A 23,892-nucleotide genomic window follows, 5' to 3' on the forward strand; every position below is an offset into this window, starting at 1 on the left:
TGTTTGTGACAACAAGGCAGGGCCGCGCAAGTCAAACAGCGGGGTGCTGGGGATCATGTTGAAACCATGCGTCCTGCGTATCGGCTGCGGCGATATGGGCGGCGTCATCGGCCGTCGTGATCTCGGGCCCGGAACCATGCGCGGGCTCCAAGCCGAGTTCAAACGGCGCCTCGCCGGAAGGCTGGCCGAGATGCCCGTCATCAGGGGCCTGGGGCGCCTCGACACCCGCGGCACCCAGATAGCCACCCAAGGGCGATGCCTCAGAGACTGAGTGACTGTTTGCGCTGACGCCGCTGTCTTGGGCAGACTCGGCGAAATGGAGATAGGCCGCCAAGCCACCCTGCGAGGCGCTGGATTCGCCCACTTCGAGGGCGTGGTGAACCTCCGCCCCCCCCGTGTACGGGGGAGCGGCCGCAAGGGGCGGACCGCTGACCTCAAGCTCGATGTCATGGGCCGTGCCATCCACGCTGTGGACGGTCACCTGTTCGGTGATGTGTGAGTTGGGCAGCAGGTGCATCACAAAGCTGTCATTCCCGTCGACCCGGTAGGTCCAGTGGCCCTGGGCATCGATGCTTAAGCTGCCGAAGCTGCCATTGACGGTGCCGGCACGGAAACCGCTCTGGCCGGCATCAGCGTCACTGGCGTGCAGATCGCCCGAGGTCTCAGGATGAACGCCGGCTTGCACACTGCCGCTGTCCACGCCGTAGATGAAGGTGCTGTCGTCACGGCCGGTGATATGGACGCTGAGCATCTGGGTGGCCGTGGCCCCGGTGCTGTCGGTGACGGTGATGGGAATGTCGATGTCCCGTACCTGGCCCGCAGTCAGACTCTGGTAGTCATGGTGACTGGGGTCGAAGCTGTAGCTGCCGTCCGCGTTGAGCGTGAAGCCGCCCACCGCATTGGGCGTGCTGAAGTGCAGCGCATCACCGTGGTCCACGTCCTGCGCCGCCATCTGGCCGCGTAGCAGGCTGCCGTCTTCGGTCACAGACTGGCTCTGGGCCTGCAGCACCGGCGCATCGTTGCTGCCTTGCACGGTGACCGTCAGCACATGGGTGCTGCCGTCGACGCTCTTCACCGTCAGATGCTCACTGAAGTTCTCGCCGGCCTTGAGGGCCTGCACGGCGGTGTCCTTGTTATCCAGTGTGTAAGTCCAGGCGCCGTTGTCCTGCAGGCTGAAATGCCCGTGCTGGGCCGGCACATCGGCCTGGGCGATGAAATGCGCCTCGCCCGCATCGGGGTCCACGATGCTCAGCTGGCCGCTGGCCACATTCTGGGCGGCATCCTCGACCACGCTGCCGCTGTCCACGCCGCTGATCACCGCGCCATGGGCCGCCGGGGTGACGGTGAAGGTCAGGTTTTGCGTGCTGGTCGCGCCCGCGCTATCGGTGACCGTGATCGGAATGACCACCTTCTGAGATTGCCCGCTCGCCAGATGCTGGTAGGTGGCAACCGAGGGGTCGAACTGATAGCTGCCGTCGGCGTGCAGGGTAAAGCCCGCCACCGTGGCCGTGGTGCTGAAGCTCAGGGCATCGCCAACATCGGCATCCGTGGCGCTCATATGGCCCTGATAGAGCGCACCGCCGCCGTCCAGCGCCTGGCTCTGTGCCGTGAGGACCGGTGCATCGTTGCTGCCGGTGATAGTGACGCTGACGGTATGCGCCATGCCGTCGGCGCTGTGCACCGTGAAGCTGTCGCTCAGGGTGGCACCGGCATTGAGCTGCTGGATGGCGGCCTGGCCGTTATCGGCGCTGTAGTGCCAGTGGCCGTCTTCATCGAGGCTGAAAGTGCCGTAGCTGCCCGCAGCATTGGCCTGTGCCACGAACACCGCTTCACCAGCATCGGCGTCGGCCAGCGAAAGCTGACCCTGGGTTTCGATACGGCCGGCTGCAGTGACCTGCTGGTCTTCGATGACGCGGTCGTTGTCAGTACCGCTGATCACCGCACCATCCGCCTGACCATGAATGGTGATATTGACTTCATGCGGCGTGCCGTCGGCACTGTGCACGGTGATGGTGTCGATCAGCGTTTCGCCGTCTTTCAGCGCCTGCACATCGGGGCGGCTGCTGTCGAGCTGGTAGGTCCAGTTGCCGTTGACGTCGATGTTAAAGCTGCCGTGGGCCGTCTGATGGTTCGTCATCGCCTGCATGGACGACTGGCCTTCATCGGGGTCCTGCACCTGGATCAGACCCATGATCTGCTGGTCGCTGTCTTCCTGCACATGCGCGATATCAAAGGGCAAGTCGACATGGGCAGCCGACAGGCTGCCGGCCGTCGGGGCGATGGCGGCGGACGCATCAGGGTACAGCACAGCGGCCGCATTGAAGGGCCCGCTGAAACCGCTCACGTACTGGTTGAAGCCCGACAATTTGTCGGGGTCGCCGGCGTCGTGGGGGAAGACATTGACCGGCATGCCGGTGGCGTCCACCAGCACCACGTCATAGCCCTGGCCCTGGTTGTGCCAGTTCCTCAGCTCCATCAGCGGCACCGTCGTCATGCCACCTTCGGCGTGGTAGACGGTGGTCAGACGGCCATCGGGCGCGCGCAGCGCCACACCGGCGTTGGTGAAGGACATTTCCGCCGTGGCGTAGCTGCGCGGATCCAGATTGCCCAGCAGCACATCGGCCACGAACTGCAACTCGCGGTGCTCGCTGGACATCAGCTGCACGCCGACCATGGTGTAGATATCGGCGGAGCTGACTTTCGCCCCCTGGACCTGCGGCACAAAGGCGGCCGCATCGTCCTGCCCCTGAATCGTCACGGTGATGGTGTGCGGCGTGCCGTCGGCGCTGTGCGCGGTCAGGGTGTCGGTCAGCGACTCGCCGGTCTTGAGCTGCTGGATGGCGGGGTTCTTGTTGTCGGCTTCATAAAGCCAATAGCCGTCCGCATTGAGGGTGAAGCGCCCGTAACTGGCTTGCACCGCGTTCTGCTGCTGGAACTGCAGGGGCCCGGCGGTGCCATCGGGGTCGTCGGCATGCAGTTGGCCGGTGACATGCAGATTGCCGTAGCCATCGACATCTTGGTCCTCCGTCACCGTCCGCTGATCGTCGCCGGCGATGACGGTGGCGTCGTTCTTGCCGGTGAGGGTGATGCTCAGGTCCTGCACCGAGCTCGCGCCCATGCGGTCGGTGACGAATACCGGGATCACGAGCGTCTCGGTCTGGCCCTCGGCCAGATGCTGGTAGGCCGCGTTGGAGGGGTCAAAGCGGTAGCTGCCGTCGGCGTTCAGGGTGAAGCCAGCCACCGGCTGATCGATGCGGAAGCTCAGCGTGTCGCCTGCATCTGCGTCGCTGGCGTGCATCTGCCCGCTGAGCTGCGCGCCGTCTTCACTCACCGACTGGCTTTGCGCGAACAGCACCGGGGCGTCGTTCTTGCCGTAGACCGCTACCGAGACCACATGGCTGCTGCCGTCCGCACTGGTCACCATGAAGCTGTCGCTCAGCTGAGCGCCGGCCTGCAGGTTCTGCACTGCGGCCTGGCCGTTGTCCACGCTGTAGACCCAGTGGCCGCTGGCATCGATGCTGAAGCTGCCGTAGGTCCCGGCCACATCCTTCTGCGCGTTGAAGTGGTTCTCGCCGGCATCCGCGTCGCTGATGCTGAGCTGGCCGCTGGTCTGCAGCTGGTCGGCGTGATCGACGCTGATGTCGGTGACCGAGATGGTCAGCGAGTCGCTGACATCAGGCACGGTCCCCGCCGCGCTCAAGGGGGTGGGCAGGCCGTCGATGGGCAGCTGGCCCATGGGGTTGTTGGCCTGGTTGTAATGGGACAAGCCGCGGAAGTGCAGCTCCATCACGTTGCCGCTGTCGTGCAGATAGAAGCCACTGCTGCCGCCGACGTTGCCGTCCAGCACCAGCCGTGCGCCCGGGTGGCTCTTCAGCAGGTCCACCACCTGGCCCATACTGATGTCGTGGCCGAACGCGCCGAGACTGCTGCCGCTGGCCAGCACATGGCCGTTGGCATCCACCACGCTCGGGTTGCCGCTGTTGAAGGCCAACCTCATGGAACCTAGGGCGCCCACATCCCCGGCATCGATGGCGTGGCCGATCAGGTTGTAAGGCGCCCAGTTGCTCTTGATGGTGCTGACGATGCTGGACCAGATGTCGTGCCGGGGCTCGTCCGCGCCCTGGATGCTCAGGCTCAGGGTGTGGGCCGTGCCATCGACGCTGTGCACGGTGAAGCTCTCGGTGGCGCTTTGCCCGGCGTGCAGGGCCTGCACGGCGGCGCTGCTGTTCTCGGCCTTGTAGACCCAGCTGCCGTCTGCGCTCAAGCTCAGGTGGCCGAACTTGCCGGCCAGGTCAGCGAGGGGCGTGAACTGGTCGCCCCCGGCGTCAGGTGTGCTGGCATGCAGTTGACCGTGGGCGATGAGCTGGCCGCCGCTGACGTTCTGGTCCTCGGTCAGGGTCTGGTGGTCCTCACCGGTGATGAGCGCCGCATCGTTCTTGCCGGCGATGCTGATGTTGACCATGTGCGCCGTGCCGTCGGCGCTGCGCACGGTGAAGCTGTCAGTGACGTTCTGGCCGTCGCGCAGGGCCTGCACCTCGGGCTTGCTGTTGTCGATCTGGTAGTGCCACTGGCCGTTTTCATCAAGGCTGAATTGCCCATAGCTGCCCGCCGTGCCGCTTTGGGCGATGAAGTGGGCCTCGCCATCGTCGGCATCGGCCACCGTGAGCTGGCCGCTCAGCGTATCGGGCCGGTCTTCCTGCGTGGCGCCGGTCTCGACCCCGCCAAAGCTGGCAGCGTCGTTGGCGCCCCTCAGCAGGATGCTCAGGGTCTGCGTGCTGCTGGCCCCCGCGCTGTCGGTCACGGTGATGGGGATGCTCAGCGTCTCGCTCTGGCCGGCGGCCAGGTGCTGGTAGCTCGGGTGGGCCGGGTCGAAGCTGTAGCTGCCATCGGCGTTGAGCGTGAAGCCGTCCACCGGCTGCCCCAGGCTGTAGCTCAGGGTGTCGCCCACATCGATATCGCTGGCGTGGAACTGGCCGCTCAAGGGGGCAGCGCCTTCGGTGGCGGTGAGCAGGCCGCTGTCACTGGCCGTACTGGTGCTGGCACTGGCCTGCCAGGCGTGGAAAGGCGGCCAGATGTTGACCTGGTTGACGTAAAGGCTGGCCTGGCCCTGCGGCCCGGTGATGTGGTTGGGGTCGCCGGCATCATGGAAGCTGAGGTCCAGCCCGGTCGTGCCCTTGGGGCCGAACACGCGGAATTCGTGGCCTGGGCCTTGCTGCTGCCAGTCCACCAGGGTCTGCAGCTTGAACTCCTGCCCCGGCGCAAAGACCTGGGCCGCCTGCCCATCGGGCCCGATCAGGGCTAGGCCGCCCAGGCTCACCGTGACGCAGGTGTTGGCATAGGCGCCGATGGGGGCCTGGCCTTGCAGGATCTGCTGGATGTCCAGGTACTGTGCGACCCGGGTGAAGCCGATGTTGCTGATGATCAGGGGCAAGACATCGTTTGACTCCAGCTCCGGGTGGTAGTCCGGCGCGACCTGCAGATGGAACTGCGGCGCGTCATTGGTGCCGGTCAGCGTCACCGTCACGGTGTGCTGGGCGCCATCGGCCCCTTGCACGGTAAAGGAATCGTTCAGTGTGGCGCCGGCGGCCAGCTGCTGGATCGCCTTCTGGCTGTTGTCCGCGCTGTAGCTCCAGTGACCCTGCGCGTCCAGGCTGAAGCGGCCGAGACCGTAGCTGCCCAGCACATCGGTCTGCGGGATGAAGTGGTTTTCGCCGCTGTCGGCGTCGGTGATGCTCAGCTGGCCTGAAGCCTGCAACTGCCCGGACTGGACGGCCTGGTCCTCGGTCACCGCGCCGGTGAAGACGCCGCCGATCACGGCGCCGTCATTGGTACCGGTGATGGTGATCGTTAGGTTCTGCGTGTGGCTGGCCCCGGCGCTGTCGGTGACGGTGACCGGGATCACGAGATCCTGGGTCTGGCCGGCGGCGAGCTGCTGGTAGGCCGCGTTGGCGGGATCAAAGCTGTAGCTGCCATCGGCATTCAGGGTGAAGCCGTCCACCGCCTGAGCGAGGCTGAAGGTTTGAGTGTCGCCTTGATCGACATCCGTGGCGACCATCTGGCCGTGCAGTGCCGAGCCGTCCTCAAGCACGGACTGGCTTTGCGCTTGCAGCACAGGGGCGTCGTTCGTGCCGGTCAGCGTCACGGTGACGGTGTGCGTGCTGCCGTCGGCGCTGGTGGCAGTGAAGCTGTCGCTCAGGGTGGCGCCGGCTTTGAGCTGCTGGAGGGCGGCTTGGCTGTTGTCGGCGCTGTAGTTCCAGTGGCCGGTGTCGTCGAGGCTGAATTGCCCGTAGCTGCCCGCTGCGCTCGTCTGCGCGATGAAGTGGGCCTGGCCAGCGTCCGCATCGGTGATCGTGAGCTGGCCGCCGGTGCTCAGGGTGGCGGCCTGGTCTTCGGTCACCGTGCCGGTGTCGGCGCCGGCGATGACGGCGCCGTCATCCTTACCGGTGATGGTGACCGTCACTTGCTGGCTCGTGCCGTCGGCACTCGTGACCGTGAAGCTGTCGGTGACGCTGTCGCCGCCCTTGAGGGCTTGCAGCTCGGGCTTGCTGTTGTCGAGCTGATAGCTCCACTGGCCGTTCTCGTCGAGCGTGAATTGGCCGTAGCTGCCCGCGCTGCCGGTTTGGGCGATGAAGTAGGCTTCGCCATCGTCGGCATCGCTGATGCTGAGCTGGCCGGTCGTGAGCCGGGCGCTGTCTTCGCTGGTGCTGCCCGTGCTGTCGCCGCCGAGGGTGGCGCCGTCGTTCGTGCCGGTGAGCGTGATCGTCAAATGCTCGGTGCTGCTGGCACCGGCGCTGTCGGTCACGGTGATGGGGATGGTGAGCGTTTGCGTCTGGCCTTGTGCCAGTTGCTGGTAGCTGGCGTGGGAAGGGTCGAAGCTGTAGCTGCCGTCGGCATTGAGAGTGAAGCCGTCCACCGCCTGGGCCAGGCTGAAGCTCTGGGTGTCGCCCTGGTCCACATCGCTGGCGAGCATCTGGCCGTGCAGGGCGCGGCCGTCCTCAAGCACGGACTGGCTTTGCGCTTGCAACACCGGCGCGTCGTTCGTGCCTTGGAGGGTGATGCTGATGGTGTGCTGGGTGCCGTCGGGGCTGCTGACCTGAAGCAGGTCAGTCAAGGTTTCGCCTTGACCCAGGGCCTGAACATCAGGGTGTTGGTTGTCCGCCAGATAGTCCCAGTTCCCGTGCGCATCGATGCTGAAACGACCGTAGTTCGATGGGGTCCCGGCTTGCGGCACAAAGACGGCTTGCCCCGGGTCGGGGTCCTGGATACTCAAGCGACCTCGCGCCTCCAAGTCGCCTGCGGCGCTAACACCGGCGTCTTCCGTCACGCCGCCGTGGTCCTGGCCTGAGATCAGGGCCGGACTGTCGGTCGGCGCGATGTCCAACTGAATGCTGACCTCGGTGGTGACCGGGTCGCCGGCGTCATTCAAGGTCACACCCTGCGCACCCGATGCCGTGGTGGTGACATGACCGTCGGGGCCGGTGGTGGTGACTTCCAACACCACATGCGCCCCGACATGCGAGCCGGCCGGCAACTGCGCTGTGAGGCCGGCGAGATTCCAGTGGGTGATGTCCGCCGCGTCAGCGGGGCCGTGGATCACGTAGCTGTGGCCTTGGCCATCGCTCAGCTCCGTGCCAGCCGAGAAGCCCTTGATGGCTACCGCGCTCACATGGTCGTCCGGATCCGCGGGCGCCCCCACATGGGCGCTCAGGTGCAGCAAGGCACCGGGGTTCGGGTTGGCGATGCGCGTGTCGACCTGGGTCGTGGGCGTCGTCACCGGGCCGGAGGTGGCGAAGGAATGGTGGCCGGTCAAGTCCACGACCTGTCGACCCTGTGCTTGCACGTCCATGATCAGGTTCGAGCCTGTCGCCAGATCGCGCAGCGCATGTTGCGTCATCGCGGCAGCCGACACGCCCTTGGCCATGCTGGCGCTGAACAGTTGGCCGTGCCAGGCGTCTTCAGGCGCGAAGCCTCCGCCGAGGCTGTCCTGATCATTGCCGAAGGCCATGACGCCGCCACCCGTCAATGAACCGCCTTTGGCGACGTTGTCGAGATGCTTGACGATCTGCCCGTCCCGCAGCACATCGAAGCTGCCGGCGGCACCGTTCCAGACGAAGCCGTAGCGATGGCTGCCGGTGTCATGACTGATGTCGACGCCCGTGTCGTAATCGCGCCCGCCCAAATGGAGCTGCAGGTTTTCAGGGCGCCAGATGTACATCGCGTTCATGTCAGCTGCGGTCGCATAGCTGATCAAGGTGGGGCCGTTATGCCCCTGCACCGCGACTTGTGAGCCCCCCACGACCGTCATCTCAATGGCAAAGTCGCCCAGATCGCCGCCACTCTGGATGCCTCCGGTGGTGTAGATGGCCGGCGCGCCCGCATCGCCGAATTGGATGACATGTTGCTCGGCCATCACGGACAAGCTGGGCGCGGCCGCGTCGGTGACTGACTTGATGTCCAGCGTCGCCTGCGCCTGTGTCGTGGCCTGTCCGTCGCTGACCGAAAGGGTCAGCGGGACATCGCGATGGTGGGCATTGGCCACCGGCGTGAAGGTCCAACTGCCATCGCGCTCTTGTGCAAAGCTGCCATAGGCCGCGTCTACATGGATGGCGGTGATATGCAAAGCGTCCCCATCGGCGTCGGAGGCGCCGACCAGCCTGAGCAAGTCGGCCTCGCTGAAGTGCTTGGGGGTGTCCTCCAGCGTCGTTCCCAGGTCAGCGGGGGAAGCGGAACTCGCGGTGAGCACCGGGGCATCGTTGCTGCCGGTGATGGTGACCGTCACCGTGTGCGCGCTGCCGTCCACGCTATGCGCAACAAAGCTGTCGGTGAGGGTGTCGCCTTGCTTGAGGTGCTGGATGCGGTCCAGGCTGTTGTCGGCGATATAGGTCCAGTCGCCCTGGGCTGACAGGGTGAAAACGCCGTAGTGGCCCAGCACGCGGGCGCGCGGCACGAACTCGGCCTCGCCCTGGTCGGGGTCCAGCACGGTCAGGCGCTCGGCGATCAGGAAGAAGCCGCCTTGCGTGCCCTGGTCTTCGGTCAGCCTGCCGCTGTCGGTGCCGGCGATCACGGCCCGGTCGTTCTGGCCGGCAATGGTCACGGTGACCTGCTGGCTGCTGCCGTCGACGGTGGTGACGGTGAAGTGCTCGTTGACGCTGTCACCGTTCTTGAGCGCCTGCACTTCGGGTTTGCTGTTGTCGAGCTGGTAGCTCCACTGGCCGTCTTCGGCCAGTGTGAAGCTGCCATAGCTGCCCGCCGCGCCACTCTGCGCGACAAAGTGCGCTTGACCGTCGTCCACGTCGGCAACCGTGAGCTGACCTGTGACCGCCTGCTGGCTGTCTTCGCTTGTTGTGCCCGTGCTGATACCGGCGATGGTGGCGCCATCGTTGCTGCCGGTGACGGTGATGGTTAGGTTCTGGGTGCTGGTCGCGCCGCCGGTGTCGGTCACCGTGACAGGGATGACCACATCTTGCGTCTGTCCTGCCGCCAGATGCTGGTAGGCCACGTGGCTCGGGTCGAAGCTGTAGCTGCCGTCGGTGTTCAGCGCAAAACCATCGATTGCTTTGGCCAGGCTGAATGCCTGGGTGTCGCCGGCATCCACATCGGCGGCCACCATCTTGCCGGTGAGCAAGGCGCCGTCTTCGGTGATGGCTTGCGCCTGCGCTTGCAGCACCGGCGCATCATTGCTACCGGTCACGGTGACGGTCACCGTATGCGCCGTGCCATCGGCACTGGTGACGGTGAAGCGGTCGGTTAGCTTGGCGCCGGCCTTCAATTGCTGGATTTCGGGCTTGCTGTTGTCGGCGCTATAGGTCCACTGACCAGCGGCATCCAAAGTGAAAACGCCGTGGTGGCCGTTTGAGATCTGCGCATTGAAGTGATCCTGCCCGGCGTCTGGGTCGGTCACCGTCAATGTGCCCGATGTGCTGAGCTTGCCTGATGTGAGATGGCTGTCTTCGGTGACCGTGCCACTGTCGGTGCCGGCAATGGTGGCGCCGTCGTTGCTTCCTGTCAGCGTGAGCGTGATGTTCTGGGTGCTGGTCGCGCCGGCGCTGTCGGTCACCGTGACGGGAATGACAAGATCTTGCGTCTGTCCTGCCGCCAGATGCTGGTAGGCCGCGTGGCTCGGGTCGAAGCTGTAGCTGCCATCGGCTTTGAGCGTGAAGCCGGCGATGTGGGCACTTGTGCTGAACGCTTGCGTGTCGCCCGTATCGACGTCGGTGGCGACCATGCGGCCGGCGAGCCGGGGGCCGTCTTCGGAGACCGACCGGGTCTGGGCGGTGAGGATCGGCGCGTCGTTGGTGCCGCAGATGGTGACGGTGACGGTGTGCTTCGCGGTGCCGTCGGCGGAGGTGACGTCGAAGCTGTCGGTCAGCGTCTGCCCGGCGCCGAGCGCCTGGATCGCCGGGTGGCTGTTGTCGACCTCGTAGAACCAGTGCCCCATGGTGATGTTGAACTCGCCATAACCGCCCGTGCCCGTCACTCCCAACTGCTCAAGGAGATCCCCTTCGCCAGTGTCGACATCGGCAACATCCAGCTTGCCGGCAGTCGCGAGCTTGGTGCCGTGTTCGACGTTGGTGTCTTCCGTGATCGTCTCGTGGTCGAAGCCGGAGATCACCGCCGCGTCGTTGGTGCCGGTCAGGGTCACGGTTACGGTCTCACTCGTGCCGTCGGCACTCATCACAGTGAAGCTGTCGGTGACTTTCTGGCCGTCGGTGAGGGCCTGGATGTTGGCGTGGCTGTTGTCGGCGGTGTAGGTCCAGTGGCCGGCGGCGTCGATGCTGAACTGCCCATAGCTGCCCGCAACATTCGTCTGCGCAGCGAAGCTGGCCTGGCCGGCATCGGGGTCGGTGATTGTGAGCTGGCCGCTGGTGCTCAGCGTGGCGGCCTGGTCTTCGGTGACGCTGCCAGTGTCGGTGCCGGCAATCACCGCACCGTCGTCTTTGCCGGTGATGGTGATGCTGACGTGCTGGCTTGTACCGTCGGCACTCGTGACCGTGAAGCTGTCGGTGACGCCGTCCCCGCTCTTGAGCGCTTGCACCTCGGGGCGGCTGTTGTCGAGCTGATAGCTCCACTGGCCGTTCTCGTCCAGGCTGAAGTGGCCGTACTGGCCAGCGCTGCTGGTCTGGGCGATGAAGTGGGCTTCGCCGTCGTCCACATCGGCCACCGTCAGCTGGCCGGTCGTGAGCTGGGTACTGTCTTCTCTGGTGCTGCCCGCGCTCACGCCGCCGATGATGGCGCCGTCGTTGCTGCCGGTGAGGGTGATCGTCAGGTTCTGCGTGCCGCTGGCGCCCGCGCTGTCGCTCACCGTGATGGGGATGGTGAGCGTCTGGGTCTGGCCAGCAGCGAGATGTTGGTAAGCCGCATCAGATGGGTCGAAGCTGTAGCTGCCGTCGGCATTCAGCGTGAAGCCGTCCACCGCCTGGGCCAAGCTGAAGGTCTGACTGTCGCCCTGGTCAACGTCGGTGGCCACCATCTGGCCGCGCAGGGTCGCGCCATCTTCGCTGACGGCTTGGCTTTGCGCTTGCAGCACTGGCGCGTCGTTCGTGCCTTGGAGGGTGACGGTGATGGTGTGCGTCGTGCCGTCCGCGCTGCTGACTGTGAGCTGCTCGGTCAAGCTGGCACCGGCCTTGAGCTGCTGGATGGCGGCCAGGCTGCTGTCGGCGCTGTAGGTCCAGTGGCCGGCCTCATCGAGGCTGAACTGCCCATAGCTGCCGCTGACTCCGTTTTGCGCGATGAAGTGGGCTTGGCCGGCGTCGGGGTCGGTGATCGTGAGCTGGCCGCTGGTATGCAGCGTGGCGCTCTGGTCTTCGGTGACGGTGGCGGTGTCGGTGCCGGCGATGACGGCGCCGTCATCCTTGCCGTTGATGGTGACGGTGACCTGCTGGGTCGTGCCGTCCGCACTCGTCACGGTGAAGCGATCGGTGACGCTCTCGCCGCTTTTGAGCGCCTGCACCTCGGGCTTGCTGTTGTCGAGCTGGTAGTGCCAGTGGCCGCTCTCGTCCAGAGCGAACTGCCCATAGCTGCCGGCCGTGCCGGTCTGGGCGACGAAGTGAGCCTGGCCGTCATCGACATCGGTCACGGTCAGCTGGCCGGTCACGGCATCGGGCTTGTCTTCCAAGGTGCTGCCGATATGGACGCCGCCAATGGTGGCGGTGTCGTTGCTGCCGGTGAGCGTGATCGTGAGCTTGGCGGTGCTGCTCGCACCCGCGCTGTCGGTCACGGTGATCGGGATGGTCAGCGTCTGCGTCTGGCCGGCGGCCAGGTGCTGGTAGGCGGCGTGACTGGGGTCGAAGCTGTAGCTGCCGTCGGCATTGAGCGTGAGCCCGTCCACCGCGTGGGCGAGGCTGAAGCGCTGGCTGTCGCCCGCATCCACATCGCTGGCGACCATCTGGCCGTGCAGAGCCCTGCCGTCCTCAAGCACGCTCTGGCTTTGCGCTTGCAGCACCGGCGCGTCGTTGCTGCCTGTGAGCATGACGATGACGGTGTGCGTGCTGCCGTCCGCACTGCTCACGGTGAAGCCGTCGGCGACCTGCTCGCCGTTCTTGAGTGCCTGGACCTCGGGCTTGCTGTTGTCGAGCGTGTAATGCCACTGGCCGTTCTCGTCCAGGCTGAAGCTGCCGTAAGTGCCCGCGGTCCCGGTCTGCGCGAGGAAATGTGCCTCGCCATCGTCCACATCGCTCACCGTCAACTGGCCGCTGACCGCTTGCGTGCTGTCTTCCGTGGTGTCACCGGTGTTGGCTCCGGTGATGATGGCGCCGTCGTTGCTGCCGGTGAGGGTGATCGTGAGGCTTTGCGTGCTGCTGGCCCCCGCGCTGTCGGTCACCGTGATGGGGATGCTCAGCGCCTGGGTCTGGCCGACCGCCAGATGCTGGTAGGCGGCGTTGGAGGGGTCGAAGCTGTAGCGGCCATCGGCGTTGAGCATGAACCCCGCCACCGCTGCGCCGGTGCTGAAGCGCTGCGTATCGCCGGCATCGACATCACTGGCCACCATCAGGCCCTGCAGCCGAGCACCGTCTTCCCTGACGGTCAGGCTTTGCGCCGCCAGCATCGGCACATCATTGCTGCCAACGATGTGGAGCGTGATGGCGTGGGTGCTGCCGTCGGCACTGCTGACGCTGAAGGTCTCGCTCAGCCCCTGCCCGCGGCCAAGCTGCTGCACTTCGGGCCGACCATTCTCGACGCTGTAGGTCCAGTGGCCCGAGGCATCAAGATCGAGCTGCCCGTAACGCCCCGCGATACGGCCGGCGACAAAGTGCTCCTCACCCGGGTCCGGGTCTGCGATGCTGAGCGTTCCGCTGGCTTGCAGCCAAGCTGCATTGACCCCGACATCCTCCTGGACCTGGGCCGCGTCGACCCCGGCTATGGTGGCGGCCCTTTGCGAAGCCGCCTGCCCCTGGTTGCCGACGGCAGACGGCACGGGGAGGCCAGCCCCCGGCTGCAGCCCGCCTGCTCGGGCGGGTGCCTGCAGCTCATGAGTCTGCAAGAGGTCTGTCGTCACTGCAGCTGGCACCGGCTCCTGGCCGCCTGCCGGGCCCTGGGGAGGCAACAGCGGGCTCGTGGGCGGCGGCACGGACACTCCCGCAGCCGGGGCCGCTTCCAAGACAAAGTCATCCGCGCCGGACATGGATCGCCTCAGCACCGCCTCAGTGCTGGCGCCGGCCGGCGCCAGCGGTATCTCGCCCGCGGAGCCATCGAGCACGGCTGAATGGGCGCTGGTAACCGCCGTCGGCAATGCTGCTGAGGACGGCTCGCGGTGTGTGGCGGGAGAGGAAGCCGCCGCAGCCTCTGAGCTCTCCGTCAAACTCGGCGCGTCAGCCAGGCCCTCGTCCCAAGCCATGGGGGCTTCTTCGGTGCTGGTATCGGGCGCGCGGAGTCGTCGCTCCTTGGCCTTGAGCAGATCAATCTCGTCAGAAGCCTTGGGCTTGGTGTCTTGAGACGCTGATTTGCTGCTGTCACGCATGGTAGCCCCCTCATCAGGCGCCGCTGAACCGGGCGCCCCGCACAGACTCATCGCTCGTGGAAAGCGGTGTCGGCGCTCATGAACACCGGCTTGGCCAGATACTGAAACACCGACTTGCGGCCCGTCACGATGTCGACCTCGGCAGACATGCCCGGAAGCAGCAGCTTGCTCGTGTCCTGGCCCACATGAGCCTGGGACAGGGCGACGTCCACCTTGTAATAAGCCGCTCCATTGGAGGCCTGGTGAAACGCCGTCGGCGAGATACGCTGAACCTTGCCACGCACAGCACCGAAACGGCTGTAGTCATAGGCATCGACCTTGACCAGTACGTTCTGCCCTTCGCGAACAAAGCCGATGTCTTTCGGCGACAGCATGGCCTCAACCAGCACCCCACCCTCCGTGGGGACGATCTCGGCGACTACGCCCCCCGGCGCAATGACGGCACCGACCCGCGTTTCCGGCAGCTGCTTGACAATGCCGGCCACGGGCGCGACCAGCTCGCTCAGGTCCTGCTTGGCCCCCACGGCCGTCGACTGCGCGTCAAGCTCCTGAACCTGCTCCAGCAGCTCGCTGCGCTTGGCACGCGCGCGTTCAGCGGACTCGCGCTGGGTCTGCGCCAGCTCGCCACGCGCGGTTCCCACGCTGGCCTCCAACTCGGCGACGCGTCCACGCAAGGCAATCAGGTTGCGTGAGACCTCAGCCACATGCTCCCTGGCCTCGCTGAGGCGCATCTTGGTCACCACCCCCTGGGCGACGCCATCGGCATAGCGCTTCTCCACGTCCTGGGCCAGCCGTAGCGCCGTCTCGGCCGCGGGCAGTTGCGCCTGTACAGCTCGCAGCGCCGACTGCTGCTGCTGCACCGCACTCTGCCGGCTCTCCAGCATGGCTCGCTGGGCCAGGCGCTGTTCGGTGAACAAGGCCTGGGCCTCGGCGACCAGCTTGGGGCGATGGGCGAATGCCTTGAAGTCTGGTGAACGCCCCTCAGCCAGGGCAGCCCAGCGCTCCAGATCGATGCGCAGCGCATCACGGCGCACATCGACCTGGGTACGGTCACGCACAAGCTCGCTCTGCGCAAACCTTGCCAGCACCTGCCCGGCCTGGACCCGATCACCCACCTGCACCAGCAGCGCCTCGATCTGTCCTCCATATTGGGACTGAAGCACCTGCACCCGCTGTGCGGGCTGTACTTCGCCTCTTGCCTTGGCGAGCTCGTCGACATGCGCGACAAAGGACCAGATCAGTGCCACCGCAACCAGTCCCGTAATGCCCAGCAGCATTCGGCGCAGGGCACGAGCATTGCCAGCCTCGTCCAGCAAGCCGTCCAGATACGCCGGGTCGCGCTGGCTGCCGGCGGCAAGGTCAGCGATTGTGGAGTATTCGAGATTGCTCATGCCGGAGCTCCAGGTGTTTGTTCGGCAACGGCCGCGACCACCGGCCCGAAATGGATTTGATTGCCACGGTCGAGCACCAGCACCTTGTCTGCCGCCTTGATCCACTCCGGCCTGTGAGTGCTCATCACGATGGTGCAGCGCCCCCGGAGTGCCTTGAGCGTCTCTAGAAACGCGGCCTCAAGCACCGGATCGCCATCACGCACCGGATCGTCCAGCAACAGCAAGGCCGGAGGTCCGATCAGGGCTTCAGCAAAAGCAGCCAGATGGCGGATGCGCAAGCCCTCAACATCGGCACGCCAGGGGTCCAGCGGCGTTTGCAGGCCTTGGGCTTCGTCGGCGGCGCCCATCAGGGCATACCAGCTCCGCCCACCCGCCATGCGCAAGGCCGCCAGCAGCTCCGCTTCGCTGGCCGCCGGATGGGCAAGCTTCAGAAACGCTGCAATGGGCAGCGGCAACACCCGCGGCAGCTGCGGCAGATAACCCACCCAGGCCCGATACTCGCTGCGGTCGAACTGGCGCAGCTCATGTGCTCCCAACATGATCGATCCGCCCTGTGCCGACCTCAGGCCGGCCAGGCACTGCAGCAGCAGGGATTTGCCGGCGGCGTTCGGGCCGATGACCGCCAGCATCTCGCCCTGGGACAGCTCGAAACTCAGTCCGTTCAAGCTGAAATCCTGATCGGCAGCCGGGCGGTAGCTCAGCCGCTCGACTTGCAGGACACCCGGCGCAGGCTTGACTGGCGACTGCTGCTGGGAGTGGACCGGATCGCCGGTGCTCATCATGAGGCGCTCAATCTGCAGGCGCGACTGCTGGAGCTGCGCCCATTGAACCCGCATGCCGAACCATTGCTGGGCAGGGCTGCTCACGCGCCAGATCAACATCATGGAGGCGATCAGACCTCCCATGCTCATACTCCCTTCCAACACGAGGGCCACGCCGACCACCATGGTGCCCAATACCATCAGGCTCCCCAAGGCCTGGCTCAGGCTGCTGCTCAGCGCCTGCACCTTGGCCAAACGCAGTTGGGCCAGGGCGGCCTGCTCCGCCAGAGCGCGCTGCCGGTTCAGCCAGGGGCCTGCGCCACCCAGGCCCTGCAAGGCCCGCTGGCGCTGCACCGCGTTGGCAAAGTCTTCCGCCAACAGGCTGCTCAGGCGGCCCTGGGTCGCCAAGGCTCGCTGCATGGGGCCGTGCAGCAGCCAGGCCGCGCCAGAAAAGAGCAGCAATCCCAGCACCGGGACCAACACAATCCAGCCGCCCAGCATGGCAATCACCAGCAGGAAAATCAGCACAAAAGGAGCATCAGCCAAGGCGGAGCCAGCACCGCCGCTAAGGTACTGACGCACGCTCTCCATCGAGCGCAGCCGGTTGAGATGGTTGAGCGGGCCCACACGCTCGGAGGTCTCTATGGGCAAGCCCAGCGTCTTGCGAAACGCAGCCACGGCAACACGATCACCCAGGGTGGCTCCGAGCCGGGCCAGCAGCGCCATGCGGCCCTGCCGCAACAACCAGGCTGCCAACACCGCCAACAAGGCGCCCGAAGCGACCGAGAGCAAAGTGCCTGTGGCCCCGCTGGGAATCACATGGTTGTACACCACCATGGTGAACAGGCTCACCGCCAAAGCCAGCAGGTTGGCAACCAGGCTGATCAGGAACAAGCCGATCAGGGCACCACGCCCCTGATCCAGCAGCCTGCCCATCCAGCCCGGCTGCGGTGCATCGACGGGCTGGAACAGCGCATCGGACTGGACGTTCAGAAAGCGGGCACCGGCAGGCGGCGCCCAATCCCGCAGCAACTGCTCGCCGTCGTGCCAGGCGTCCACACCATCATGTCGCCCGAGGTAGACCGCGCAGCCCTCAGGCCACACAGCCAGGCCACCGGCCAGCAGCCCCTGCACAGAGGCTGTCCAGCGCGAGCGCAGGCCCAGTCCGCGCAGCCACTGACGGAAACCCGCCATCGACCAAGCCTGACCCGCAAGGGGCAGACCGTCCATCAGATGCAAGCCCCCACCGCGCCAGCCCAGGGCCATGAGCTGCACTGGTGCGCAGCGCAGCAAGGCGCTGTCGCCCGCCGTCTCCAGCACGGCACGCCACTCCCTCAGGCGCGCCGCCTCCATGGGTAGCTCATCGCCAGACCCAGGGTGCCAAGCTGTCGCACTCATAGCTGCCCCTTCAGGGTGTGGCCCCCCAAGCCGCTCAGGGTACGGCTGCACGCGGCACGCAGAGCGGTCTTCTGGCTGAACATCAGCACGGTGGCTGAACTTTGCTCACGCAGCCACTTCGCGAGGCGATCCTGACCATCCAGGTCCAAGCCGCTGCCCGCCTGGTCCAGCAGCAGCACCCTCGGCTCCCGGATGAGGGCTCGCAGCAAGGCAATCCGTTGATAAATGCCCTCATCCACCTGAACCGCATCCAGCGCCACGACTTCGGTCAGCAAGCCATGGCGGTAACGTGCCAACAAGGCACTCAGCCCCAGGGCCTGCGCCCCCTCGCGGGCCGCAGCCTCAAGGCGAGGATCGAACAAGGTCAGGTTATCCAGCAAGGTGCCCGGCAGCAGCGCGCAGTGGCGTGTGACCAGGACCACAGCATCACGCCAGGCATTCGGCGACCAGGCGTCGCGGGGCCTGCCATCAAGACTCACCTCCCAGGAACCTGCCTGGGTCCCGGCCACCTGGGCCAGCAAGGCGCTGGCCGCCACGGGATCCGCGGCTTCGAGGCAGACCCGCTCGCCGGCTGGCAAGAGCCAGTCCTCGCCGGCCGGACCCCGCAGACGCAAGCCCTCGCCGCATGCGGGCGCTTCGGCACCTGTGGAGAGGGCGCCCTGAGCCGCCACAGGCGCCTGGGGCAACTGCAGCAGCCGCTGCACCTGCTGCTCCGCCGCACTCATCTGGGCCACACGTGTCCAATGAGACAGAGCCTGTATGGCCGGCCCGATCGAGCGTCCTGCCAGCAAAGTGCAGGCCGACAAGGCCCCGGTCGTGATGGAGCCCTCGATGACCCGCCCTGTGCCCAGCACCACGATCAGCACCGTACAGAGCTGGCTGAACAGCGCGGCGTTCTCCCGCAGGCGTCCACCCAGGATCTCCAGGTGTGCAGCGGCTGCCTGATAGGCGGCCTGCCGACTTGCATACAGCCTGGCGATGCCACGTTCAGCCCCGCTGGCCTTGAAGCTGGCCAGGCCGGCCAGGGTCGCCCACAGCCATTCGCGCCGCCCGTGGTCTCGCGCCTCCACGGCGTGACTGGCCCGGGCCAATGCGCGATTCAGGCGCAGGCCGCCCAGGGCCAGGAGCAGGAAAAGCACCAGGGGCACCAAGGCCAGCCAGCCCCCGACGTAAGCGATCAAGCCCACATACATCAAAGTGAACGGCAGTTCGAGCAGACCCACGCCGGCGCTGCCGGACCAGAGATCGCGGAGCTGGCTCAGCTGCCGCTGAGCCTGCATCCAATGCGCGGCACCGTGCCGCTCCACTGCGGCCACATCGGCCACCGCCAGCCGGTCCAGAACAGCCGTCTGAGCCCTCACCTCCAGGCGCACACCCACGCTCGCCAGAAGCTGGGCGCGTCCATAACGGAGCATGGCCTCCAGAACAATGGCCAGCCCGACGCCAACTGCAAGTGCCACCGTGGTGCCCAGGGCCTGGGCCGGCAGGATGCGGTCGTACACCTGCAGCAGGGCGAGCGGCAGGGCCATGCCCAGCACATGGATCGCCAGGGTCACGCCCAGCACATCGACCCGATTCCAGGGGGCCTGGGCTTGCCAGTCAGAACAGTCTGGGCGCATAGCGCGGCACCTTCCTTCCTCTGGAGATATTGCGTACAGACAGACAGTCTGCCCGCTCATTCTGGCAGGGAAAGCAAGGGATTCCCTGAACCCCCAGGGATGAGCGCTCCCGCAGCGCGGGGCGCAAGAGGCCTCAGTCCAGAGTGCCCGGCGCGGCGCCAGCCCACAGGCGCTTGAGCCGGGCCAGCTCGGTGTCGTAGAGCTTGTTCACCCGCACCAGCTCGGCCTTCTGGTTCTCGATCAGCAGGCGCTGGGCATCCGCGGCGGCCTCGTTCTCGGCCAGCTGCTGCTTGAGCTTGGCCGGCAGGGTCTTGCCCTTGTAGAACTCGGCCTCGTCCAGCAGGGGCTTGCGCTCGGCGGCCAGCTCCTGCAGCCGGCGCTCGGACATTTGCGTCGCCTTGTTCACATCATCCAGCGCCGCTTCGCGGGCGGCCTGGTGAGCCGCTTCATTGCGGTAGCGCTGCAGCAGATTGCGGTCGCGCCGGATCGCATCCTGCTGCGCCGCACGTTCCGCAGCGGCTCGGCGCTCACGCGCTTCGCTGGCCGCCTTTTCCTCGGGCGACATGGCCGGCGGCAGCACGGTACGCAGCGAGCCATCGGAGTTGAGGACGCGCTGCTCGCGGCTGTTGCACTCCGCAATCCACCGATCCGATGTCAGGCGGCGGCCATCCGGGGTGACGCAGGTGTAAATGCCGCCCCCTCCACTCTTGCTCTGAGCCCATGCAGCCGGCAGATGGAAGGCTGTGCCCAGGCAGGCAAGCGCCAAGACGGGCAGAACTGCGGGCAGCGAAGAGGGGCGGGGCAGCATCACACTCCGTAGCGGTCTCGATAAGCCTGCACCGCAGCCTGATGGCCCGCGGCGCCGGGATGGCTGGTGGTCTTCAGATACTGCAGCAGGTCGGCCAGGCCGGCAATGGCGCAAACCGGCAGTTGCAGCTGCTGGGTGACGTACTGCACGGCCGACCAGGGCATGTCCACCCCGTTCTCGGCCGCCTTTTCCTGGCGATCCAGGGCGATGGCCACAGCACAAGGGGTGGCACCGGCGGCCTTGATCATCGCGATGGACTCGCGCACCGAGGTCCCGGCGGAGATCACGTCATCGATGATCAAGACCCGACCCTGCACCGGCGCGCCCACCAGGGTGCCGCCTTCGCCATGGTCCTTGGCTTCCTTGCGGTTGTAGGCAAAGGGCTTGTTGTGCCCCAGGCGGGCCAGCTCCATGGACACCGCGGCGGCCAGGGTGATGCCCTTGTAGGCCGGGCCGAAGATCATGTCGAACTGCAGGCCCGAGGCCAGCAGGCGCTGGGCGTAGAAGCCGGCCAGACGGCCCAGCTTGGCGCCGTCATCGAACAGGCCGGCATTGAAGAAATAGGGCGAGAGCCGGCCGGCCTTGGTCTTGAACTCGCCAAAGCGCAGCACGCCCGCCTCCACCGCGAAGGCGACAAATTCCTGGGCCAGGGGATCGGGGGTGATGGTGCTGCTCATGACGGGGCTCTCGTTCAAATCGTTGCGGATTGTAGAGGCCGAAAAAAGGCCCGGCCCCTTGCGGGACCGGGCCTGCTGCCCAGTCAGGTCCTGGCTTAGAACAGGGCCTTGAACTGCACACCGTAGGTGCGCGGGTCGTTGATGAAACCGGTCAGGTTGTTGAAGTCGATGGCGCCGTTGACCACCACCTTGTCGGTGATGTTGCGCACGAAGCCCGCCACCTCGTACTTGCCGTTGTTCCACAGATAGCCCACGCGCAGGCCGCCTTCGGTCAGCGGCTTGCCGGTGAACTCCACCGCACGGTAGAGGAAGAAGTTCACCTTGGAGCGATAGGCCCAGTCCGTGTAGATGTAGTACTCGTTGCCGTCGGCCGTCGGGATGCTGTAGCGCGCCGTCAGGTTGGCGATCCACTTGGGCGCATTGGGCAGGGGGTTGCCGTAGATGCTGTAGTTGCCCTTGGCGTCGGGCGTACCGATCATGGTGGCGCCGCTGCCGGCCGGGGGCATGGCCAGGCTGCGATCCTTGATCTCGGTGTCGTTGTAGCTGGCGCCCAGGGTCAGCAGCAGATTGTCGGTGGGCAGCAGCTCCAGGTTGAGCTCGAAGCCACGGCCCTGGCCCTTGCTGGCGTTCAGCAGGGTGTTGACGTTCTGCGTGCCACCCACGGCGGTGAGCTGCTGGTCCTTGACGGTGTAGCTGAACACGGTGGCCGAGAGGCGGCCGCGACGCTGCCAGAACTCGCTCTTGGCGCCCAGCTCGTAGGAGGTGACCGTCTCGGGGCGGGCCTGGCTCTGCGGGCCGAAGCCGCTGGCCGGGTAGATGGAGGCGGCACGGAAGCCGGTGGCCACGCGGGCATAGAGATTGGTCTCGGGGCTCAGGGTGTAGGTGCCCGAGAGATCCCAGCTGACCTTGTTGTTGTCGGTGCTGGCGCTGGTACCGGCGCTCGCGTTGACCTTGCCGGTGGTGGACAGGTTCTTCTTGTCCTGGGTGTAGCGCAGACCGCCGCGCAGATTCAGATCGGCGCTCAGGCGGTAGTTCACCGAGCCGAACACGGCCCAGGCGCGGTTGGTCTGGCGGGTGCTGACCAGGGCGTCGGCGGGCGCGGCCAGGTAGTCGATCGACTCCATGGTGTAGCGCTCGTCGAAGAGGTAGAGGCCGGCCTGCCAGCGCAGCGGGCCATTGCCGCTGGACTCCAGGCGCACTTCCTGGCTCAGCTGGCGGTGGTCGCGCAAGGCGTCGGAGGTCTCGACCGGGAAGAACACCTCGCCTTCCTTGTCATAGGGCGGCAGCTTGAAGTTGCTGGGGATGACGCGCAGGATGTAGCCGCCGTCCACATCGGCGCGGCTGAAGGGCTGCACCGTCTCGATGCCGGTGATGGAGTGCAGGGTCATGCCATCCAGCGCCCACTTGATGCGCAGGCTGCCGCCGGTGGCGTGCAGGGTCTGCTCATTCTTGGCATTGAGGTAAGACTTTTTGGGATCGAAGCCCGCGATCAGATCATTCGTGCCCGGCTTGATGATGCTGGCGCGGAAGAGGCGCGGGCTGCCCTCCAGCTCGCGGTTGTGCAGATTGAACAGGGCGCTGAAGCCCTGGTTGGGCTCGTACAGGGCCTGCAGGCGCACCGCGCGGTCTTCATAGCCCTCGGTCTTGCTCGTGGGGCTGTTGGGCACCTGGTTGGTGACCCAGTCGTCGCGGCGCTGCAGCTGGGCCGAGACGCGGGCCGACCAGTCACCGCCCAGGGGCAGATTGGCCGCACCTTCCAGCGTGGCACTGCCAAAAGTGCCGTAGGAGGCGCTGATATAGCCGTCCTGCTTCTTGGACGGGCGCACCGAGTCGAACTTGACCACGCCACCCGGGGTATTGCGGCCGAACAGGGTGCCTTGCGGGCCGGCAATCACTTCCACCGACTTGACGTCAAAGACCGGGAAGCCCTTGAGGATGGGGTTCTCCTGCACCACATCGTCATAGATCAGGGAGACGGGCTGGGAGGCATTGAGGCGGAAGTCGGTGTTGCCATAGCCGCGCAGGTAGAAGCGCGGAAAGGCCCGCCCGAAGGAGGACTCGATGTTCAGGCTAGGCACGCGGCCGGAGAGGAAGCGCACGTCCTGGCCGCCGGAGGCCAGCACGTCCAGCTTTTCGCCGGACAGGGTGGACACCGCGGTCGGCACGTCCTTGATGTTCTCGACGCGGCGCTCGGCCGTGATGGTGACGGTTTCGAGCTGGGTCTTGTCACTGCTCTGGGCCAGGACGGGCCAGGCACTCAGGGCCAGGCTCACGGACAGGGCCAGCTGCACGGGACGCAGGGCTTGGGGCTTGATGTCGCGCATGCGCATTACTCCGGGGAAGAGATGAGGGGGGCTTGGGGCGGATCGGGCTCTGAGGGCCGCAGCGGCCTGACGTGGGCCGACAACGATCTGGGGCCAATCTAGCAAGCCGGGCCTGGAGGCGTCATCCCAAGTTGGCGTTCCGACCCCGGCGCTGTTGCCAAAACCCCGCATTCGTTTGCGCGCCATTTGCGCAAAGCGGCGCTGCGATACTGGCGCCCCGCTTCTTTCTGCCCCGCCTCATCCAGACCATGCGCTTCATCACCGCCAACCTCAACGGCATACGCTCCGCCGCCACCAAAGGCTTTTTCGACTGGCTGCCCCAGCAGCAGGCCGACGCCCTGGGCGTGCAGGAGGTCAAGGCCCAGGCCGATGTGGTCGAGGGTCAGTTCTGCAGCCCCAACGGGCTCAAGGGCCATTTCCACTACGCCCAGAAGAAGGGCTATTCCGGCGTGGGGCTCTACACCCGCGAGGAGCCCAGCGATCTGATCGTCGGCTTCGGCGTGCCCGAGTTCGACGACGAGGGCCGCTGGATCGAGAAGCGCTTTGACAAGCCCGGCCGCAAGCTCAGCCTCATCTCCTGCTACTTCCCCAGCGGCAGCAGCGGCCCCGAGCGCCAGGAGGCCAAGTACCGCTTTCTGGCGGCCATGGCGCCGCACCTGGCCGCCCTCAAGGCCGAGCGCGAGTTCATCCTGGTGGCCGATGTGAACATCGCGCACAAGGAGGCCGACCTGAAGAACTGGAAGGGCAACCTCAAGAACAGCGGCTTCCTGCCCGAGGAACGCGCCTGGCTGGACCAGCTCTTCGGCCAGCAGGCCGGCCAGGGCGGTCTGGTGGATGTGTACCGCCAGCTGCACCCCGACACCACGGACGCCTGCTACACATGGTGGAGCAACCGCGGCCAGGCCTACGCCAAGAACGTGGGCTGGCGCCTGGACTACCACTTCGCCACGCCCAAGC

At 66.2% G+C, this 23,892-nt stretch carries 8 protein-coding genes; 1 reads left to right on the forward strand and 7 read right to left on the reverse strand.

Annotated elements, in window-relative coordinates; translation table 11 throughout:
• Positions 1-31: 31 nt before the first annotated feature.
• From ACK5F2_RS13935 to ACK5F2_RS13965, 7 genes are all read right to left on the reverse strand, one after another.
• The gene (locus ACK5F2_RS13935) at positions 32-13,414 is read right to left on the reverse strand and encodes a VCBS domain-containing protein (protein ID WP_409865543.1); all 13,383 of its coding nucleotides are present in this window, start codon (positions 13,412-13,414) and stop codon (positions 32-34) included.
• 590 nt (positions 13,415-14,004) lie between these two features.
• Complete coding sequence (locus tag ACK5F2_RS13940) at positions 14,005-15,348, reverse strand: HlyD family type I secretion periplasmic adaptor subunit (RefSeq protein WP_409865545.1); 1,344 nt, start codon at positions 15,346-15,348, stop codon at positions 14,005-14,007.
• On the reverse strand, positions 15,345-17,507 hold the full coding sequence (locus tag ACK5F2_RS13945) for an ATP-binding cassette domain-containing protein (RefSeq protein WP_409865547.1): 2,163 nt from the start codon (positions 17,505-17,507) through the stop codon (positions 15,345-15,347). Before ACK5F2_RS13945 ends, ACK5F2_RS13940 begins: the two co-directional genes overlap by 4 nt.
• Complete coding sequence (locus tag ACK5F2_RS13950) at positions 17,504-19,126, reverse strand: ABC transporter transmembrane domain-containing protein (protein ID WP_409865549.1); 1,623 nt, start codon at positions 19,124-19,126, stop codon at positions 17,504-17,506. The genes ACK5F2_RS13945 and ACK5F2_RS13950 overlap by 4 nt, the downstream gene beginning before the upstream one ends.
• 133 nt (positions 19,127-19,259) lie before the next feature.
• A complete protein-coding gene (locus ACK5F2_RS13955; RefSeq protein ID WP_409865551.1) occupies positions 19,260-19,892 on the reverse strand; it encodes a hypothetical protein in 633 nt (210 codons plus the stop codon).
• A 41-nt stretch (positions 19,893-19,933) separates the two neighbouring features.
• Entirely contained in the window at positions 19,934-20,611 is a 678-nt protein-coding gene (pyrE, locus tag ACK5F2_RS13960; RefSeq protein WP_409865553.1) for an orotate phosphoribosyltransferase, read from the reverse strand.
• Positions 20,612-20,706: 95 nt separating this feature from the next.
• Positions 20,707-22,935, reverse strand: coding sequence for a TonB-dependent receptor (locus ACK5F2_RS13965; protein WP_409865556.1), 2,229 nt, complete (start codon positions 22,933-22,935; stop codon positions 20,707-20,709).
• A 248-nt stretch (positions 22,936-23,183) separates the two neighbouring features.
• On the opposite strand from ACK5F2_RS13965, the gene ACK5F2_RS13970 reads away from it, so the two are divergent.
• The coding region (locus tag ACK5F2_RS13970; protein ID WP_409865558.1) for an exodeoxyribonuclease III at positions 23,184-23,892 on the forward strand (709 nt) is incomplete at its 3' end.

The sequence above is a fragment of the Roseateles sp. genome, from assembly GCF_046300915.1.
In the GTDB taxonomy this organism is placed as follows: Bacteria; Pseudomonadota; Gammaproteobacteria; order Burkholderiales; family Burkholderiaceae_C; genus Kinneretia.

Coding starts and splice junctions, on each gene's coding strand:
- ACK5F2_RS13950 (WP_409865549.1), bottom strand. CDS start 19,126: ATGCGCCCAGACTGTTCTGACTGGCAAGCCCAGGCCCCCTGGAATCGG.
- ACK5F2_RS13940 (WP_409865545.1), bottom strand. CDS start 15,348: ATGAGCAATCTCGAATACTCCACAATCGCTGACCTTGCCGCCGGCAGC.
- ACK5F2_RS13965 (WP_409865556.1), bottom strand. CDS start 22,935: ATGCGCGACATCAAGCCCCAAGCCCTGCGTCCCGTGCAGCTGGCCCTG.
- pyrE (WP_409865553.1), bottom strand. CDS start 20,611: ATGAGCAGCACCATCACCCCCGATCCCCTGGCCCAGGAATTTGTCGCC.
- ACK5F2_RS13945 (WP_409865547.1), bottom strand. CDS start 17,507: ATGAGTGCGACAGCTTGGCACCCTGGGTCTGGCGATGAGCTACCCATG.